The sequence below is a fragment of the Tepidiforma thermophila genome, assembly GCF_002563855.1.
Classification (GTDB): domain Bacteria; phylum Chloroflexota; class Dehalococcoidia; order Tepidiformales; family Tepidiformaceae; genus Tepidiforma; species Tepidiforma thermophila.
Genome location: NZ_PDJQ01000001.1, coordinates 245,835 through 262,689, shown reverse-complemented (window position 1 = coordinate 262,689; position 16,855 = coordinate 245,835). Strand labels below are relative to the sequence as shown.

At 70.5% G+C, this 16,855-nt stretch carries 14 protein-coding genes and 1 CRISPR repeat array (1 of these 15 running past the window's edge); of the genes, 10 read left to right on the top strand and 4 right to left on the bottom strand.

All coding sequences use genetic code 11. The features are described 5' to 3' along the window. Nucleotides 1-891: a CRISPR direct-repeat array (repeat unit 36 nt; unit sequence GTTTCCACCATCAACAGATGGTGGCTTCATTGAGGG); it reaches 5,913 nt to the left of the window's first position. Between the two features lie 412 nt (nt 892-1,303). The 4 genes from A9A59_RS14210 to A9A59_RS13900 all read left to right on the top strand — a co-directional run bounded on the left by A9A59_RS14210 (nt 1,304) and on the right by A9A59_RS13900 (nt 7,053). Further along, the gene (locus tag A9A59_RS14210; RefSeq protein WP_181950223.1) at nt 1,304-3,052 is read left to right on the top strand and encodes a hypothetical protein; all 1,749 of its coding nucleotides are present in this window, start codon (nt 1,304-1,306) and stop codon (nt 3,050-3,052) included. Between the two features lie 232 nt (nt 3,053-3,284). Next, a complete protein-coding gene (locus A9A59_RS01325; protein ID WP_098502561.1) occupies nt 3,285-4,865 on the top strand; it encodes a hypothetical protein in 1,581 nt (526 codons plus the stop codon). Between the two features lie 147 nt (nt 4,866-5,012). Further along, the gene (locus A9A59_RS01320) at nt 5,013-6,584 is read left to right on the top strand and encodes a fatty acid--CoA ligase (RefSeq protein ID WP_098502560.1); all 1,572 of its coding nucleotides are present in this window, start codon (nt 5,013-5,015) and stop codon (nt 6,582-6,584) included. Between the two features lie 46 nt (nt 6,585-6,630). Next, complete coding sequence (locus tag A9A59_RS13900) at nt 6,631-7,053, top strand: PilZ domain-containing protein (RefSeq protein WP_165772419.1); 423 nt, start codon at nt 6,631-6,633, stop codon at nt 7,051-7,053. Nucleotides 7,054-7,064: 11 nt separating this feature from the next. Here the strand turns inward: A9A59_RS13900 and dapB are convergent, their stop codons facing one another. Beyond that, nucleotides 7,065-7,844, bottom strand: a complete 780-nt coding sequence (dapB, locus tag A9A59_RS01310) for a 4-hydroxy-tetrahydrodipicolinate reductase (protein WP_278286748.1) — start codon at nt 7,842-7,844, stop codon at nt 7,065-7,067. 27 nt (nt 7,845-7,871) lie between these two features. Continuing rightward, entirely contained in the window at nt 7,872-8,771 is a 900-nt protein-coding gene (locus A9A59_RS01305; RefSeq protein ID WP_098502558.1) for an alpha/beta fold hydrolase, read from the bottom strand. A gap of 50 nt (nt 8,772-8,821) precedes the next feature. Here A9A59_RS01305 and A9A59_RS01300 point away from each other — a divergent pair, with 50 nt between their 5' ends. Then, entirely contained in the window at nt 8,822-9,355 is a 534-nt protein-coding gene (locus A9A59_RS01300) for a hypothetical protein (protein WP_098502557.1), read from the top strand. Between the two features lie 284 nt (nt 9,356-9,639). Here A9A59_RS01300 and A9A59_RS01295 read toward each other — a convergent pair whose 3' ends face one another. Beyond that, nucleotides 9,640-11,691 carry a RecQ family ATP-dependent DNA helicase gene (locus tag A9A59_RS01295; RefSeq protein WP_165772418.1) on the bottom strand — a complete coding sequence of 684 codons (2,052 nt, stop codon included), beginning with the start codon at nt 11,689-11,691 and terminating at the stop codon, nt 9,640-9,642. Nucleotides 11,692-12,340: 649 nt separating this feature from the next. Here A9A59_RS01295 and A9A59_RS01290 point away from each other — a divergent pair. Both A9A59_RS01290 and coaBC read left to right on the top strand, forming a co-directional pair. Next, the gene (locus A9A59_RS01290; RefSeq protein ID WP_098502555.1) at nt 12,341-13,114 is read left to right on the top strand and encodes a type III pantothenate kinase; all 774 of its coding nucleotides are present in this window, start codon (nt 12,341-12,343) and stop codon (nt 13,112-13,114) included. Nucleotides 13,115-13,131: 17 nt separating this feature from the next. Then, nucleotides 13,132-14,376 (top strand): bifunctional phosphopantothenoylcysteine decarboxylase/phosphopantothenate--cysteine ligase CoaBC, encoded by a 1,245-nt coding sequence (gene coaBC, locus A9A59_RS01285; protein WP_098502554.1) that lies wholly within the window; start codon nt 13,132-13,134, stop codon nt 14,374-14,376. Here coaBC and A9A59_RS01280 read toward each other — a convergent pair. Beyond that, entirely contained in the window at nt 14,360-15,265 is a 906-nt protein-coding gene (locus A9A59_RS01280; RefSeq protein ID WP_165772417.1) for a TVP38/TMEM64 family protein, read from the bottom strand. The two genes, coaBC and A9A59_RS01280, sit on opposite strands and share 17 nt — an antisense overlap. Nucleotides 15,266-15,352: 87 nt before the next feature. On the opposite strand from A9A59_RS01280, the gene A9A59_RS01275 reads away from it, so the two are divergent. The 3 genes from A9A59_RS01275 to A9A59_RS01265 all read left to right on the top strand — a co-directional run bounded on the left by A9A59_RS01275 (nt 15,353) and on the right by A9A59_RS01265 (nt 16,849). Continuing rightward, nucleotides 15,353-15,889: a GNAT family N-acetyltransferase gene (locus tag A9A59_RS01275; RefSeq protein ID WP_278286747.1), complete on the top strand. Its 537-nt coding sequence runs from the start codon at nt 15,353-15,355 to the stop codon at nt 15,887-15,889. A 106-nt stretch (nt 15,890-15,995) separates the two neighbouring features. Then, entirely contained in the window at nt 15,996-16,616 is a 621-nt protein-coding gene (locus A9A59_RS01270) for a hypothetical protein (protein WP_098502551.1), read from the top strand. Continuing rightward, complete coding sequence (locus A9A59_RS01265; protein ID WP_098502550.1) at nt 16,613-16,849, top strand: hypothetical protein; 237 nt, start codon at nt 16,613-16,615, stop codon at nt 16,847-16,849. The genes A9A59_RS01270 and A9A59_RS01265 overlap by 4 nt, the downstream gene beginning before the upstream one ends. The last annotated feature ends 6 nt before the right edge of the window (nt 16,850-16,855 follow it).

The following is a 16,855-nucleotide window of genomic DNA, read 5'->3' as shown; positions in this document are numbered from 1 at the left end:
GTGGCTTCATTGAGGGCGCGTACACGACGGGGAAGATGAAGGGCCCGTGTGGGTTTTCACCATCAACAGATCGTGGCTTCATTGAGGGATCGCGTTCGTCATGGTCGACCGCAGGCCACCCTTGTGTCCACCATCAAAAGATGGTGGCTTCATTGAGGGGCGCGTGGATGACGGCCACCCACGTGGTCGGGTCAGTTTCCACCATCAACAGATGGTGGCTTCATTGAGGGATCGAGCGCCTCTGCCGCCTGTCTGATGCCGAGTGGGCGTTTCCACCATCAACAGATGGTGGCTTCATTGAGGGCAGGCTCGCGCGAAACGCTACGGCGCCAACAACTCGTTTCCACCATCAACAGATGGTGGCTTCATTGTGGGGGCGCGCACTGCTGGCATCCTGACCATCAACGAAATGTTTCCACCATCAACAGGTGGTGGCTTCATTGAAGAGCCTCTGAGGTGCCCCAGGCGATGGAGGTGCTGGCGTTTCCACCATCAACAGATGGTGGCTTCATTGAGGGGCGGTCATTGCCGGTGTCCAAGTCGGCGCCACCGATGTCGGTTTCCACCATCAACAGATGGTGGCTTCATTGAGGGCTGCTGACGTACGGGGCGCCGCCGGGCGGGGCCACGGGGTTTCCACCATCAACAGATGGTGGCTTCATTGAGGGGACGCGAGGAGTGTACATCGTGCCGCCGATAGTGACGGTTTCCACCATCAACAGATGGTGGCTTCATTGAGGGCCTTGCTTCCTCCCTGCCACGTGCGAACGCCTGCCCAGCGGTTTCCACCATCAACAGATGGTGGCTTCATTGAGGGCTGTTCGGCGAAGTGCGGGGCATCGACTCGGCCCAGCGGTTTCCGCCATCAATAGATGGTGGCTTCATTGAGGGGGAGCGCTCCTCGGTTTTGGCACCGGCCGTTCGGGTACCTACCGAACGAGACGCTCGCTGTGCCGTTGTGGGCAAACGGAGTGTGCGACTCCCCGGCAGCCCTCTCGTCCGGTCCAAGCCCCATTCCTCATATGCCTAGCAGTTAGGCCGCGGTGTGTAAGCAGACCCTCTGGGCCCCCGCCCGGCGCGTTGCCTGGCTAAGATCCAGTCCGTCCTAACCGTCGCCGGAGATGCAACATCGCAATTCCGGGAATGCCAGTTGCCCGTCTCCGCCCCGCAACCCCCTTGACACCCTCCAGCCCCTCTCCCCACAATCCCGCCGCTTCCGGGTTGGCGCCCAAAGGCTGGGTACCAGGCGGTGTCGTGAGCGGCGACCGGCTCGAGAGCGGACTCTCAGCCAGGAGTGCGCCCGGTGCCTCCACGTCCCTCGCTGGCCGCCCTCGCCGCGGCCTTGCTGCTCGCCATCCTCATCACCGCCATGGCCACCGGAGCCGGGGCCACGACTGCAACCCGGACCATTCGCGTCGAGAAGGTCATCATCGATACCTACGGTATCGCCCCGCCTGCCACCTTCACCGGCACCATCACCAACGGCGGCGGCTCCGGTACCGACGCGTCCTGGTCGGTGTCGATTGGCCAGCTCTTCCAGGACTTCAATGTTCAGCAGAACCTCGAGCACATCGTGACCGAAGAAACCCCGCCGTCTGGCTGGACCCTCGGTGGCTATAAAGTGCTTTCACGAACCACCGATCCCTGCCCGGCGAGCGGCTACATCGGCACCTCGGGCGCCATCCCTCCCGGGACCGGTAACCAGAAAGTCTGCGTCCGAAATACCTTCACCGGCGGCGTCCTTATCGTCGGCGCTGCGCTCGACCCTGCATCAGCAAGTCCGACGGAGCCAGCCGTCATCTCGGGAACTTCCAACCAGGGTGCAACCGCTGTCGCCAGCTGGAGCGCCCCGGTTGGCTCGTTCGGTGCGCCCGTTGGCCTCGCTGCCGGAAGTTACGCCCTGGCGACGTCGACACTGCCGGCGGGCTGGAGCGCCACTGGCTGGGCCGCCGGGTCGTACGGAACCTCGCCCGCCTGCCCACCCGGGGACGCAGCCTCCTGGAATGCAGCTGCGCCGACCTTCGCAATTCAGGCCGGTCAGCGGACGGTCATTTGCGTCCGGGTTGCCTACGATCCCCCGACCCCGACCCCGACCGCCACCCCGACCCCGACCCCGACCGCCACCCCGACCCCGACCCCGACCGCCACCCCGACCCCGACCCCGACCGCCACCCTGACCCCGACCCCGACCGCCACCCCGACCCCGACCCCGACCGCCACCCCGACCCCGACCCCGACCGCCACCCCGACCCCGACCGCCACCCTGACCCCGACCCCGACCGCCACCCCGACCCCGACCCCGACCGCCACCCTGACCCCGACCCCGACCGCCACCCTGACCCCGACCCCGACCGCCACCCCGACCCCGACCCCGACCGCCACCCCGACCCCGACCGCCACCCCGACCCCGGATCAGGTGCGTGCACCCGTCCAGGCCTCACCCACCGTCACCATTCGTGTCCTCAAGACGCTGAACGTGGTCGGCTTCGAAGCTCCCGGCGCGGGCTGGCAGTTCACCCTCGAAGGCTGCGGCGTCGGTCCGCTGACCGGCACGACCGGCGCGGACGGCGTAGTCGAATTCCCGGACCTTCCGCCGGCGATCGGCTGCTGCTACACCATCACGGAGACGCTTCAGCCCGGCTGGACGCCGCAGTTCGTGACGCAGACGGTCCAGCCGCGGGGCGGCGAAACCGTGACGGTGGAGTTCCTCAACATTCGCGACTTCAACCCGCCCTGCGTCGACCCGGCCGACCCGCGCTGCGTGCCCCCGCCCCCGCCTCCCACCCCGCCAGCCCCGCCCGCAACCCCTGCCCCGCCCGCGACGCCCGCCCCGCCGGCGCCGATTGAGCAGCCCACGGCATCACCCAGCCCGTCGCCAGCTCCGTTCGTGACCACCATCGCCGGCGCCTCGGCACCCGGCTCCACGCCACGTCCGCCCGCCACCGGCAGCGGGGCTTCCGCCGCAGGTCACTCCGGCTGGCCGCTCACGGCCGGCCTGTTCCTCGTCGCCTCCGGCCTTGGGCTCCTGGCCCTCGCCCGCCGCCGCGCCTGAGTCGCAAATTTTCACGGAATTCCTATGGATTTCGGCCCGCGCCGTCCACCAAACTTTCGCTGTACGGCAACGGATGTCGCGATTGGGTGTAAGACTCGGGGCGCACGGCGGTCCAGATCGAGTCAGCCCCGGTCCAGTCCGCTGGCACGGCTCAAGCTATCCCGTTTCTCCCAGGAGGCCGGAACGCAGCATGCGCTCCAGTATCGGAGTTTGTCGCTCCCTCACCCGTCCTATGGCACTCGTCGCCATGGTCCTCCTTCCCCTTGCCGCCTTTGGCGCCAAAGCCCGGGCTGTCGTCCTCGATGGCCCAGGAGTCGCCCCGGTCCAGGCGGAACAGGCCACGCTCCTCGTCTGCAAGCAGGTCGAAGGTGTCGACCGTCTCGAGCCTGAAGCAAAGTTCGCCATCAAGGTCTCTGATGGGTACGTCGGCGACAACTTTTCTCCGGTCATCACAACCCCGGGTCCCAATGGCGCTGTCTGCGCGAAGTTCACCTTCGCCACGCCGACGAAGGTCCTTATCTATGAAGAACCCCAGGCCCCCTGGACCGCCTTCTTCACCCACCAGCCGCGCGGCGGCAGCGTTTCTACCCCCGCGCCGCTTCCGGCCGAAGGCGCCTTCCTCTACCTCTACCCCGGCGCCTGCGCCCTCCAGGAGCTGAAGGAGCCGAATCCCGGCCCCGGGAACGACCCCGACTGCACCGTCACGATCATCAACCGCACCGGCAGCGCCGCACAGCTCGACGCCTTCTCGCTGACCAAGACGCCGGTCATTCCGGTCGTCGATGACCCGGCCGACATCGCGTTCGATATCGTCCTCTCCAGCACCTACAGCCTGCGAACGCCCGACTCGCTGCACATCAACTTCTACGACCCCGGCGTGTCCGTCATCGACGGCCCGCACGCCGTCAAGGCCAGCTGCGGCACGCCCCCCATGCCCTGGTTCGAATACGGCCTCGCGTCGTTCGCCCTGCGCAACGACGAATGCAAGGCGTTCACTGACGACGTCAATGGTCTCGAAATCCGCTTCCGCGTCCGCCCGGCGCAGCTTCCGCAGCGCACCTGCGAGGACCAGGTCATCTCCAACACTGCCATGGTGCATCTCCTCGCCGAGACGATGCCGTACTCGACGTACCCGAAGGTCGACGTCAGGCTCGAGGCCTCAGCCTCCGTCATCCTCAAAGGCGACCCGGCCCGCTGCCCGGTCACCATCCGCGTCCTCAAGACCCTCAACGTGGTCGGTTTCGAAGCTCCCGGCGCAGGCTGGCAGTTCACGCTCGAAGGCTGCGGTGTCGGACCGCTGGCCGGCACGACCGGCGACGACGGCGTGGTCGAATTCCCGGACCTTCCGCCGGCGATCGGCTGCAGCTACACCATCACGGAGACGCTCCAGCCCGGCTGGACGCCGCAGTTCGTGACGCAGACGGTCCAGCCGCGGGGCGGCGAAACCGTGACGGTGGAGTTCCTCAACATCCGCGACTTCAACCCGCCGTGCGTCGACCCGGCGGACCCGCGCTGCGTGCCCCCGCCGCCGCCGGCCACGCCCACCCCGACACCCCCGCCGGCGACGCCGAACCCGTCCCCGACGCCCGCCCCGCCGGCGCCGATTGAGCAGCCAACCGCTTCGCCGACCGCGTCGCCTACCCCGTCGGTAACCAGCATCGCCGGCGATGTCACGGCCCAGCCAACGCCCCGGCCGCCCGCCACCGGCACCGGCGCGCCCGCAGCCGGGCTTGCCGGCTGGCCGCTCGTGGCCGGGCTCGTCCTCCTCGCCTCCGGCCTCGGCCTCCTGGCCCTCGCCCGCCGCCGCGCCTGAGCCGCGTCGCACCCATCCTCCCGCGGGCGCCCGGCAACACCCCGGGCGCCCGCGGCTCGTCCTCGCCCGAACCGCCCCGCACCCCGCCTTGCCAGCCGGCCCGCCAGCTGGCACGATCCCCTGCCACCACGATCACCGGAGCCCCGCGTGACCACCGACATCGATATCGCCTGCCTCGCCGATATCACCCGCGCCCACGCCGCCGCCCGCCCCAGCGCCGTCGCCCTCGTCTACCAGGGCCGCGAAACCACCTACCGCGAACTCGACGAGCGCGCCAGCCGCGTCGCCAACGGCCTCATCGCCGCCGGCCTCGGCCCCCAGGCCCGCGTCGCCTACCTCGATAAAAACTCCGACCGCTTCTTCGAAGTCCTCTTCGGCGCCGCCAAGGCCAACCAGGTCATGGTCGCCGTCAACTGGCGCCTCGCCCCGCCCGAAGTCGCCTACGTTATTAATGACGCCATGGCCGAAGCCCTCTTTGTCGGCCAGGACTTCTTCCCCGTCATCGAAAAGGTCCTCCCCGAACTCCGGACTGTGAAGAAGGTCATCGCCATCGATGCCCCCCACGAAGGCTGGGAGCACTACCCCGAATGGCGCGACGCCCAGCCCGCCGATGACCCCCGCATCCCCAGCGGCGAGGACGACGTCGCCATCCAGATGTACACCAGCGGCACCACCGGCCACCCCAAGGGCGCCCAGCTCACCAACGGCAACTTCTTCGCCCTCCTCCCCGGCGCCGTCCGCGAATGGGGTCCCCGCTGGTCCGAAAACGACGTCAACCTCGTCGTCATGCCCCTCTTCCATATCGCCGGCAGCGGCTGGGGCATCGTCGGCCTCTACGCCGGCGCCAAAGACATCGTCCTCCGCGACGTCGTCCCCGCCGAAATCCTCAGGGTCATCCCCGAATACCGCGTCACCCGTGCCCTCTTCGTCCCCGCCGTCATGCTCTTCCTCCTCCAGACGCCCGGCGTCCAGGAGACCGACTTCTCCAGCCTCCAGTTCATCGCCTACGGCGCCTCCCCCATCCCGCTCGACCTGCTTCGAAATGCCGTCGCCACCTTCAAGTGCCAGTTCGCCCAGCTCTACGGCCTCACCGAAACCACCGGTACCGTCACCTACCTCCCGCCAGAGGACCACGACCCGAACGGCAACCCCCGCATGCGCTCCTGCGGAAAGCCGCTCCCCGGCGTCGAAGTCCGCATCGTCGACCCCGAAGGCCGCGATGTGCCGCTCGGCCAGGTCGGCGAAATCATCTGCCGCTCGAAACAGGTCATGAAGGGTTACTGGAACCTCCCGGAGGAGACCGCCAAAGCCATCCGCGACGGCTGGTTCTACACCGGCGACGCCGGCTACATGGACGCCGACGGCTACGTCTACATCTACGACCGCGTCAAAGACATGATCGTCTCCGGCGGCGAAAACGTGTACCCCGCCGAGGTCGAATCCGCCCTCTTCGGCCATCCCGCCGTCGCCGATGTCGCCGTCATCGGCGTCCCCGACGAGAGATGGGGCGAAGCCGTCAAGGCGATCGTCGTCAAAAAGCCCGGGATGGACGTCACACCCGAAGAGCTCATCGCCTTCGCCCGCGAACGGATCGCCGGCTACAAGGTACCCAAGTCCATCGACTTCGCCGAAGCGCTCCCGCGCAATCCTTCCGGCAAGATCCTCAAGCGTGAACTCCGGGCGCCGTACTGGGCCGGCCGAGAACGCCAGGTCAACTGACGCCGCCGGCCTGAATGCCGGCGCAGTCCCGTCCGAAACTCAGAGTGTGGAGACGTTCAACGGCGTCGCCTCCCGCCGGCGTGCCCCGCGCGTGCCCGCCGACCTCCCCTGCCGCCTCCTTGCCGGCGGCACCGTCATCGCCGAGGGCGCGCTCATCGATATCTCCATGGCCGGCGCCGCGGTGACCATCCGCCAGCCGGTGCCCGCAGCCGACCACTTCGTCCTCCGCCTCGAGACGCCCGGCGGCGACTGGAGCGCCGACCTCCCCGCGGAGGTCGTCGCAGTCGACCCCGACCCCTTCGGCGGGCTCATCGTCCGCCTCCGCTTCGAACGCGACCCCCAGGCCGCCCGCGCGCTCGCCCCGCTCGTCGCCGCCCTCCGCCGCCGCTTCAACGCCGGCCAGGCGCGCATCGCGGCCGAGCGGCTCGGGCTCTACGGCCCCGCTCACCTCTTCCGCCGCGGCGCCTGAACGGCCCGCTGCTACGCCAGCCCGAGCAGCCGGTCGAGCCCCACCACCAGCTCACGCCGCCCGAGCACCTCGCGAATCGCCAGCAGCACCCCCGGCATAAACGAATCCCGCCCGGTGCTGTCCTGCCGGATCGTCAGCAGCTGGCCCTGCCCGCCGAAGATCACCTCCTGGTGTGCGACCAGCCCCGGCAGCCGCACCGCGTGGATCGCCACCCCGCCCAGCTCCGCCCCGCGCGCGCCGGCCACCGTCTCCACCTCCGGCTCCGGGTGCACGAACGGACGGCCCCGCGCCGCCACCATCCCCTCCGCCGTCGCCTTGGCCGTTCCCGAAGGGCTGTCCGCCTTCCCGTCGTGGTGCAGCTCGATAATCTCCGCGTGGTCGAAGAACCGCGCCGCCTGCTTCGCGAAATGCATCATCAGCACCGCGCTGATCGCGAAGTTCGCCGCAACCACCGCCCCCACGCCCCGCGCCCTGGTCTCCGCCTCCAGCCACCCCATGAACTCCGCGCTCAGCCCCGTTGTCCCGATCACGAGCGGGATGCCCCGCTCCAGCGCCGCCTTTGCGATGACCGGCGTCCACGCCGCGTTCGTGAAGTCGACCACCACGTGCGGCTTCGCTTCGTCCAGCCCGACCCCGGCCTCCCGGAACACCGGGATGCCGTCCATCGCCCCGCGCTCGGCCAGGGCATCGATGTACGCCACCGGCGTCATGCCCGGCTCCGCGAGCACCGCTGCCGCAACCTGCCGGCCCATCCGGCCCGTCCCGCTGATCACCACCGAGAGCTCAGTCACGGCCGGATTGTAGCCCCTTCCGCCCGGTCAGTCCGCTCCGCGCGCCAGCAGTGCCAGCATCTCCCGCACCTGCCCCGCAACGAAGCCGGGGTCCTCCATCGGGATGAAGTGCGAGTACTGCGGCACCGGCACATCCTCCCCGCGGACGAAATGCCGCGCGAGGTCCGGCGACGTCGGCGAGCCGCTCATGTCCATCGGCGCATCCGCCAAACGCTGCCGCGCCCGCAGCACCCGCACCGGCACCGTCACCCGCGCAATCGCGTCGTACACGTCGTCGCCCTCCGGGTCCGAATAAGCGCCCGCGTAGACCGCCGCCTCGATCCGTGGCGGACACGCCAGCACGTAGCCCTCCCCCTCCAGGTTCGGCACCAGCCCATAGGTGCAATAGTCGCGCAGCACCCCGGGGTCCCACCGTGAAAACGGCTCCCGTCCGCGGAACCGCTCGAACATCTCCTCCGGCGAACTCCACGCGTTCCGGCGCCGGGCGGCGAAGTGCTCGTCCTCAGCCATCTCACGGCGGAAGCCGCGCGGCCCAATGACCGGGTCCACCAGCAGCAGCGCCCCGAACGCGCCCGGCTCCAGCGCCGCCGCCCGCGTCACCGCGTACCCGCCCTTCGAATGGCCGACCGCCAGCGCGCCGCGCAGCCCCAGCGCCCGGACCGCCGCCGCCACGTCGCGCCCGAAGTGCGACCACCGGTACGGCGGCTCCGGTTTGTCGCTCAGCCCGTGGCCGCGCATGTCGACGGCGATCGCCCGGACGCCGGGCAGTCGCCGGATCACCTCGTCCCAGCACCGCGCATGGAACCCCGTCGCGTGCGCGAAGAACACCGCCGGCTCTGCGCCGGCCCATTCGTACGCCTGCAGCTCAACCCCGTCGCCCGGCACCCGGAAGGCGCGGGGCGCGTCAGTTCGCATTCCTTCGTTCATAGCGAACAGTCTAGCCCGGCGGCCCGCAGCGCACCTGCTACCCTCTCCCTATGACTCTCCCCCAGCCGCTTGCCGACGTCCTCGCCGTCCTCGCCAGCACGCCCACGACCCTCGCCCACCTCGTCGCCGAAGCCGATGACGCCCGCCTCGACGACGCCGACCGCGAGGGCTGGACGCCCCGCCTCTGGCTCGCCTGGTTCCGCGACGAAGAAGTCCTCGCCCTGCGCCCCGGGCTCGAGCGCATGCTCGCCGAGCCCGAACCCGTCCTCCACGTCCTCGACCGCGCCGCCTGGCCGGCCGGCCGGCACCGCACCCGCGACCGCAAGGAGCACATCCTCGCCGACTTCGCCCTCCACCGCCAGTCCACCCTCGCCATCGTCCGCGCACTCGAACCGCGCCACCTCGAACGCCGCGGCCTGCTCGCCGGCGAACCGGTCACCGTCGCCGCCTACCTCGAAGGCTGGGCCGCCCACGACCTCGCCCGCGTCCGCCGCCTCGAAGCCGCCCTCGGCGAAACCCTTGCCGACGTCCTCGAACGCCGCCGCCGTATGGTCGAAGAGTACCGCCGCGTCGACGAAGGATGAGGGGTGCGCCGCCGCCAGCCGGCCACCCGTCCCCCCAGCTGGAAGCTGGGAGCTTGAAGCTTGACAGGCCGAAAGCGCCGGCCACACTCGCTCCCAGCTCCCAGCTCCCAGCTCCCAGCTCCCAGCTCCCAGCTCCCAGCTCCCAGCTCCCTCGGGGCGGCACCGAGGTCGGGCGGGGCTCCCTCCTCCCTCAGGGCGGCGGCAAGGGCAGCTGCGGGGCCCCCTCCTCCCTCCTCCCTCGGGGCAGCGGCGAGGCCGGGCGGGGCTCCCTCCTCCCTCCTCCCTCACCGCCTCCGCGACAGCCACGCCCGCACCAGGTGCAGCTCGTCGTAGCTCACCGCATCCCCCAGCCGCTCCTTCAGCGGCTTCAACGACCCTATGGGCTGCCCGCCGGCCGCAGCCCGCACCAGCTCCACCTTCTCCGGCGCCACCAGCCCCTCGAGCGACGGAATCGCCCCCGCCGCAATCAGCTCCGCCAGGTGGCTCACAATTGTCGCCGGCGCCATCGCCCGGGCCTTCGCCATCTCCCCGACATCCCGCAGGCCGTCGGCGTACAGCGACAGCGTCTCCCGCACCGTCGGCGCGAATGCCGCCGCCTCCCGCACCGCCGGCCGGGTGAAGCGCCCCGGCGCCGCCGGCCGCGGCGGCACCGAACCCGCCGCCGCCCGCGTCGCCGCGAGGAACTGCTCCCCGTACCGTTCGAACTTCATTCGCCCCATGCCCGGCACGGCCAGCATCTCGGCCCGGTTCCGCGGACGCCGCCGGGCTATCTCCCGCAGCACCGCATCCGAGGCCACGATGTACGGCGCCACCCCATCCGCCTCAGCCAGCGCCCGGCGGATCGCCCGCAGCTCCTGGAAGAGCGCCTCCCCGGCCGCCGGCCTGCCGCCCGCCTCGCCGCCGCGTTCCCCCGCGAGGCACGGCCCGCAGTTCCCGCACGACGGCGGCGGCGTCTCCCCGAAGTACTGCAGCACGCGCGCCCGCAGACAGGTCCGCGACTGCGCGTACGCCTCCATTGCGTCGAGCTTCCTGAACGAGTGCTCGCGGTGCGCCTCCAGCATCGCCGTATCGATCAGCCCCTCGCCGTCCGGCCGCGTCGCGGCCAGCGTCCATCCCTGCTTCACCGCCACCCCCGACTCAACCAGCGCCCGCACCGCCGCATTGAACCCCGGCTCGTCCTCCTCCCGCATGAGGTCGCGCACGTGCACCCGTCGCCCCTCGGCCGCCGCCAGCGCCCGGTAGATCTCGAGCACCCGTTCCGCCGAGGGGTGCGCCATGTCGATGAAGTACTCCCGCAGGCTCCGGTCCCGCGGACTGTAGAGCAGCAGGCAGCGCGCCGGGTCCCCGTCCCGCCCGGCACGCCCTGCCTCCTGGTAGTACGCCTCCAGCGAATCCGGCAGGTCGTGGTGGACCACCAGCCGCACGTCCGGCTTATCGATGCCCATCCCGAACGCGTTCGTCGCCACGATCACCCGCACCGCATCCCGCGCGAAGGCGTCCTGCACCCGCCGCCGGTCGGCGTCCGCCATCCCCGCGTGGTAGGCCGCGCAGCGGATGCCGCGCCGCTGCAGCTCGGCGGCCAGGTCCTCCGTCCTCCGCCGCGTCGCGCAGTAGACAATCGCCGAAGCCCCCCGCAGGCCCGCCAGCTCCTCCGCCACGGCTTCCGCCTTCTCGCCGAGGCTTCCGACCCGCAGCGTCTCCAGCCGCAGGTTCGGGCGGTCGAACCCCGCCACGTGCACCGCCGGCTCACGCAGCCGCAGCCGCTCCAGGATGTCCTGCCGCACCAGCGGATCAGCCGTCGCTGTCAGCGCCACTGTGGGCGGAAACCCGAGCCGCTCCCGCACCGGCCCCAGGTCGCGGTAGCTCGGCCGGAAATCGTGCCCCCACTGGCTGATGCAGTGCGCCTCGTCGACCGCCAGCCGCGCGACCTCCAGCCCGCGCAGCGCCGCAAGGAACGCGCCCGACTGGAACCGCTCCGGCGCCACGTAGAGCAGCCGCACCCGCCCCTGCGCGCAGGCCGCGAGCACCGCCCGCTGCTCGTCGGCCCCCTGCATGGAGGTAATTGCCGCCGCCGGCACTCCCATCGCCCGCAGCGCATCGACCTGGTCCTTCATCAGCGCCAGCAGCGGCGACACCACGAGCGTCAGCCCCCGCTCCAGCGCCAGCGCAGGCACCTGGTAGCAGATGCTCTTGCCGCCGCCGGTCGGCATCACGACGAGCGTATCCCGCCCGGCCAGCACATCGGCGATCACCGCCTCCTGCCCCGGCCGGAAGCTCCCGTAGCCAAACACATCGCGGAGCACCGCCCGCGCCCTTCCCAGCAGTTCACCCGGCACAGCGCCCCAGTATAGAACACCTGTGCGAAACCCGCCCCGTTCCGCCCCGCCGTCCCTCCGCCCCGGCTTGAAGCCTGCCGCGTCCCCGGCCTCCCCTTCCCCGGCCTGGAGCCGGGAGCTCGAAGCCCGACCGGGCATGCGCCCGCATCCTGCCCGCTCCCCGCTCCCACCTCGCACCTCCCACCTCAAAGCTCCAAGCTCCAAGCTCCCGGCTCCCCGGGGCAGGGCGTGTGCCGGGCGGGTGCCGGGCGGGGCTCCCTCCTCCCTTTTCCCTCCTCCCTCGGTGGGGCAGGGCGTGTGCCGGGCGGGGCTCCCTCCTCCCTTTTCCCTCCTCCCTCGGTGGGGCAGGGCGTGTGCCGGGCGGGGCTCCCTCCTCCCTTTTCCCTCCTCCCTCGGTGGGGCAGGGCGTGTGCCGGGCGGGGCTCCCTCCTCCCTTTTCCCTCCTCCCTCGGCGGGGCCGGGCGGGTGCCGGCGGGGCTCCCTCCTCCCTTTTTCCCCCTTCCTCGGTGGGGCAGGGCGTGTGCCGGGCGGGGCTCCCTCCTCCCTTCTCCCTCTTCCCTCCCTTCTCCCTCCTCCCTCTTTCAGCTATCCTGCCCCCGGCACCGGGACCGCCACCCATGGCCCGAAGCCAGGACGGTTCATTACCCCCATGCTCCTCGCCTTCGATATCGGCAACACCTCCATCCACATCGGCCTCTGGGACGGCGAAACCCTCGTCGATACCTGGCGCATCGGCGTCGAACGCGAAAAACTCCCCGACGAATACGGCGTCCTCATCCTCTCCCTCCTCGACTACAGCGATATCGATGCCCGCGCCGTCACCGCCTGCATCATCGGCTGCGACGTCCCCCCGCTCATCCCCACCTTCGAGCAGGTTTGCCGCAAGTACTTCCGCGTCGAACCCCTCCTCGTCGGCCACGGCCTCCGCACCGGCGTCCGCATCCTCTACGACAACCCCCGCCAGCTCGGCGCCGACCGCATCATCGACGCCGTCGCCGCCAGCCGCCTCTACGGCACCCCGGTCATCGTCGTCGATTTCGGTACCGCCACCGTCTTCGATGCCGTCAACGAGCAGGGCGATTACCTCGGCGGCGCCATCGCACCCGGCATCGGCATCGCCAGCGAAGCCCTCTTCTCCCGCGCCGCCATGCTCTACCGCGTCCAGCTCGAACGTCCCCCGGCCGCCATCGGCAAGAACACCGTCCACGCCATGCAATCCGGCATCCTCTTCGGCTACGTCGGCCTCGTCGAAGGGCTCGTCGCCCGGTTCAAGCGCGAACTCGGCGGCAATCCCCCCGTCGTCGCCACCGGCGGCCTCGCCTCCCTCGTCGCCTCCGAAACCGACTGCATCGATATCGTCAACGGCGACCTCACCCTCATCGGCCTCCGCCTCATCTACGAACTCAACCGCGACCGCGACTGACCACCGGGGGTCCGCCCATGTCCGACTTCACCCCGCGCGACCTCCCCCTGCAGGGGCGCCACATCGTCCTCGGCGTCACCGGCTCCATCTCCTGCTATAAAGCCGCCGACCTCGCCAGCAAACTCCGCCAGTCCGGCGCCGACGTGGAAGTCGTCATGACCCCCGCCGCCACCCGCTTCATCGCGCCGCTCACCTTCAAATCGCTCACCGGCCGCGACGTGGTTGTCGACATGTTCGACGCCGCCGAAACCGAAGCCCACGTCGAAGTCGCCCGCCGCGCCGACGCCATGGTCATCGCCCCGGCAACCGCCGATTGCCTCGCCAGCCTCGCCCACGGCTTCGCCGGCGATATGGTCGCCCTCACCGCACTCGCCACTGCGGCGCCCGTTCTCGTCGCCCCCGCCATGGACAGCCAGATGTGGGAGCACCCCGCCACCCGCGAGAACATCGCCATCCTCCGCGACCGCGGCGTCGAAGTCGTCGGGCCGATGATCGGCCGCCTCGCCAGCGGGCGCACCGGCCCCGGCCGCCTCGCCGAAGTGCCCGAAATCCTCGGCGCACTCCGCCTGCTCCTCGGCCAGCGCTCCGGCGACCTCTCCGGCCGCCGCATCGTCGTCTCCGCCGGCGGCACCCACGAGCCGATCGACCCCGTCCGCTTCGTCGGCAACCGCTCCACCGGCAAGATGGGCTTCGCCATCGCCGAAGCCGCCCGCGACCGCGGCGCCTTCGTCACCCTCGTCGCCGGCCCGGTCGCCCTCGAAACCCCCTGGGGCGTCCATCGCGTCGACGTCCAGACCGTCCGCGAAATGCTCGTCGCCCTCGAGCAGGCCGCCGCCGATTCCGACGCCATCATCATGGCCGCCGCCCCCGCCGACTTCCGACCCGCCAGCCCGGCCGACCACAAAATCAAAAAGGCGCCCGGCCAGGAGCGCCTCGTCATCGAACTCGAACAAAACCCCGACATCATCGCCAGCATCCCCGGCGGCGGCATCCGCGTCGGCTTCGCTGCCGAGACCCGCAACCTCGCCGAGTACGCCCGCCAGAAGCTCCCCGCCAAGCGCCTCCACTTCATCGTCGCCAACGATGTCAGCGCCCCCGGCTCCGGCTTCGGCACCGAAACCAACCAGGTCGTCATCTTTCACGACGACGGCCGCGTCGAAGAGTTTCCCCTCCTCTCCAAGTACGCCGTGGCCCACCTCATCCTCGACCGCGTCCTCGAGCGGCTCGCGGCCCGCGAACGCCCGGCTACGCCCCCGGCGTAGGGTCCCCCGTGCTCAGCATCCGCCCTACCCACTCCCGCGGCGGCGGCAGCTGCTTCCGGTAGCGCAGGAAGAACACCGTCGAAGGCACAGCCAGCGCCACCACGATCAGCGCCCCCGAGACCACCTGCGCCTCCCACGACTTCCCGAACGAGTCTCCGAACGCCACCACCACCGTCGTCGGCACAATCGAGCCGAGGAACACCAGCGTCGTAAACAGCCGGAACGACATCCCCGTCAGCCCGGCCGCATACGCCGCAAAATCGAACGAGACCGGCATCATCCGCCACCAGAATACGAGGTGCGGTCCCATCTCCCGCGCCAGCCGGTCCACTTTCTCCGCACCCTCCTCCCCGATCAGCTTCGGGATGAACCGCCGCCCGAACCGCCGCGAGATCGCAAAGATGACCACCGAACCGAGCAGCTGCCCGATCACCGCGTACACCACCCCGAGGACTGTCCCCCAGGCGATGCCCGCCGCAATCATGAACGGCGGGTTCGGGATCGGCGCGATGATCATCGCGACCGCCAGCACGAGGATCAGCAGGACCGGCCCCCACGCCCCCAGGTCGCGAATCCACGCCCGCACCTTCTCCACGTCGATGTCGCCGGTCAGCAGCCCCAGCAGGATCACGCCGCTCGCTCCGCCCATCGCGAGCACCCCCAGCACCCGCCGCCGGAACTTCGGGTCCATCAATAGCGGCGTCCCGGGCGGCAGGGGGCCGTTCTTCCTCCCCGAACCGAGCAGGTCCGTCAGTTCGCCCCAGACCACGTACGCAACCACGACCCCCAGCCCCACCGACACCGAGCGCGAGTGCAGGTACTCCAGTCCGAGCAGCGTCACGGCCGCTCCCAGCGCTACCGCCAGCACCCCGATGATCCCGTCACGCATGCGACCGCAATGGTACGGCACCTCCGTCATCGCACAATGAACGCTCCGCGTAATCCGTTCGAAACCTGTACCCGCTACCCTCCGTCCGTGCCCGAACTCGCCATTCGCCCGGCAGCCGAAGCCGACCTCGACGCCATCAACCGCATCTACAACCACGAAATCCTGCACGGCACCGCCACCTGGGATACCGAACCATGGCCCATGGAGCGCCGCCGCGCCTGGTGGGCCTCCCACAGCGACCCCCTCCAGCCCGTCCTCGTCGCCGAAACCCCCGCCGGCGTTGTCGGCTTCGCCTACCTCACCTTGATGAGCGAGAAACCCGGCTGGCGCTTTACCCGCGAAGACACCATCTACCTCGACCCCGCAGCCCGGGGCCGCGGCATCGGCCGCCGCCTCCTCGGCGCCCTCCTCGAGGAGGCCCGCCGCATCGGCGTCCGCTCCGTTGTCGCCTCCATCACCTCGACCAACACCGCCAGCATCCGCCTGCATGAATCTTTCGGCTTCACCCGCGTCGGCACCCTCCGCAATGCGGGCTACAAGTTCGGCGCCTGGCTCGATACCTGCTACTACCAGCTCGACCTCGGCGAACCGCCCCCGGGCGCCCCGGCCTGGGATATAACATAACGGTTGCAGCTCCGTGGAAAACGCTGTGCCCCGCCGCCCCTGCCCTGCTCTCCCGGAAAATCCGGGCGTATATTCCGGGAGAAACTGGTGAACCCCGGGGCCATGCATGCGCTTCCCGCTTCGTAAGTCCCCCGCCCAGGAGCCGGCCGGCGAACCCGCCGACCCCGCCTCCGGCCCTATCCCCCTCCGCCAGCAGCCCGAGGCCGCCGGGACCTGGGAGGAGCTCCTTCAGCAGCGCACCGCCCTTCGCATCACCGACGCCCTCAAGGGCCAGGCCTCCGGTGCCGACCTCCGCGCCGAACGGCTCATCCGCCAGGTCCGGAAGGATGTCGAGCGCCTCCAGTCCACCCTCGAACAGCTCCGCGTCGAGCAGTCCGATCTCCTGGAGGTCGACCCCGAAACCGTCGCCGCCAACCCCGAGGCCGCTGCAGCCCTCCCGCCTGCAACCCTCGTCCGCGCCCTGGTCGCAGCGACCGACGAAAACCGCCGCCTGCGCAAACAGCTCCGCAAGGCACGCAAACAGCGCGACCGCGCCATCGAGCGAGCCCGCGCGCTCGAACTCGCCGCCGCCGGCCGCGACAGCCGCCTCGCCACCCTCGAAGAGGTCATCGCCGCCCTCCACGCCAACCTCCAGGACCTCCGCCAGGAGCGCGACCTCCTCCGCGAGTGGGCGCCCGCCCGCCTCGGCCGGTCCGATCTCCTCCCGCCCGGTGAGCCCGCGCCATGAGCGCTCCGTCCAGCCCCGCCGGCCTCCGCGCCGATATCCAGGCCGTCCGCCGCGAAGCTATCGCCCGCGTCACCGAAATGGACCTCCTGGTCGCCGCCCTGCGCGACCACATCCGCGACCTCCAGGCCGAGCGCGATGCCCTCCGCGCCGAGCTGGCCCGCCTCCGCCGTGAACGCCTCCTCGCCGCCGCCGCCTGGCTCCCCCGCGGCCTTCGCCCCCAGCGCGGCCCGTAGCCGCCG